This window comes from Falsiroseomonas sp. RANM36 (assembly GCF_056682175.1).
On sequence record NZ_JBWXTD010000004.1, the window covers coordinates 530,254 to 532,143 of the forward strand.

At 75.4% G+C, this 1,890-nt stretch carries 1 protein-coding gene; it reads right to left on the reverse strand.

Annotation, left to right across the window (positions count from 1 at the left end; genetic code table 11):
* Positions 1 to 79: 79 nt before the first annotated feature.
* Positions 80 to 1,615 carry a DegQ family serine endoprotease gene (locus AC1MIR_RS16315; protein WP_480029239.1) on the reverse strand — a complete coding sequence of 512 codons (1,536 nt, stop codon included), beginning with the start codon at positions 1,613 to 1,615 and terminating at the stop codon, positions 80 to 82.
* Positions 1,616 to 1,890 lie beyond the last annotated feature (275 nt).

Consider the following 1,890-nt stretch of genomic DNA (forward strand, 5'->3'; position numbering starts at 1 on the left):
CCCCCCGGCGGGGGCGCCGCGGCCCCCCCCGCCGGGGGGGGGGGGGGGGCGGGGGGGGGCCCCCCCCCCCCCGCCTACCTCACCCCGGCTGGCCGCGCTGCGGCGCGTTCAGTCGCAGCGGCACCCAGCGCTGGCCCTGCGCGCTCTCGATCAGCAGCAGGGCCGTCGCGCGGTTCTGCCGGCGCAGACGCTCCAGCCGCTCCTGCACCTCCTCCGGCGTGGCGACGCGCTCCTGCTGGACCTCGACGATCACGTCGCCGGGGCGCAGCTCCCGTTCCGCCGCCGGGCTGCCGGGCGAGACCTCGGTGATCACCACGCCACGGCTCTCGGCGCGCAGGCTGAAGCGCTCGCGCAGCTCCGGCGTGATCGGCGCGATGCGCAGGCCGAGGCCCGAAAGCTCGGTCTGCTGCTGACGCGGCGCCTGCTGCCCAGGCTGCACCGCGGCCTGCTGCTGCTCCGAGGGCAGCTCGGCCACCGTGATCTCGATGGTGCGCTCGCGGCCGTCCCGCCAGACCACCACCGGCACGCGCGACCCCACCTGCGTCTCGGCGACGATGCGCGGCAGGTTGCGCATCTCGCGCACATCCTGGTTGTTGAAGCGCAGGATCACGTCGCCGGCCTGGATCCCGCCGGCCGCCGCCGGCCCGCCTTCCTGCGCGCGTGCGACCAGCGCGCCGCGCGCATGGCTGCCAAGGCCGAGGCTCTCGGCGATCTCGTCCGTGACCTGCTGGATGTTCACGCCGAGCCAGCCGCGCCGCCCGCGGCCGTCGTCGCGCAGCGGCGCCACGATGTTCTTGGCGAGGTTGGACGGGATCGAGAAGCCGATGCCGATCGAGCCGCCGGAGGGCGAGTAGATCGCCGTGTTGATGCCGACCACCTCGCCCTGGAGGTTGAACAGCGGGCCGCCGGAATTGCCGCGGTTGATCGCGGCATCGGTCTGGATGAAGTCGTCATAGAGCCCCTGGCGGATGTCGCGGCCGCGCGCCGAGACGATGCCCGCCGTGACCGACCCGCCGAGGCCGAAGGGGTTGCCGATCGCGACCACCCAGTCGCCGACCTGCGCCGTGTCGCTGTCGCCGAAGGGCACGGAGGGCAGCGGCGCGCTGTGGCGCACGCGCAGCACGGCCAGGTCTGTGCGCGGGTCGGCGCCGAGCAGCTCGGCGCGGATCGTCGTGTTGTCCTGCAGGACCACGTTGATCTCGTCCGCGCCCGCGATGACGTGGTTGTTGGTCACCACGATGCCGGACGGGTCGATGATGAAGCCGGAGCCGAGCGACTGGCCGCGGCGCGCCGGCGGCTGCGGGCGGCCGGGCTGGCCGGGCGTCTGCGGCCTGTTACGCTCCAGGAAGTCGCGGAAGAACTCCTCGAAGGGGCTGCCCGGCGGGGCCTGCGGCACCTCCGGCGCGTCGCGCCCGGCACGGGCCTGGCCGGCGGCCTGGGTGGTCTGGATGTTCACCACCGCCGGCAGCAGGCGCCGCGCCAGCGGCGCGAAGGAGGAGGGCGCGCGGGGCGGCGGGATCGGCGGCGAGATCGGCTGGGCGGGCACGGCCGATGGCGGCGCCGCCGCGAATGGCCGGGCCAGCACGGCCGCAAGGGCGATGGGAGCGAGACGCACGGGCGGGAACCTTCCCTGGCTGAATTCGGCCGGACGCCCCAGGAAGCTGGGCCGTCCGGCGGTTACATTGGCACGCTCGCCGCGTGGCGGACGCCGGCCGGCATGTCACGGCATGCCACGACGCGCGACGATACGCGCCTCAGCCGGCCGTCAGCACCCAGGCGATCGCCAGGCCGATGATGGCGGCGGCCAGGCCGGCGCCGCGCAGCGGCGGGAACAGGAACAGCAGGCACCGCGCGGTGACGAGGTGCGCCGGCCGTTCCACCAGCGGCGGG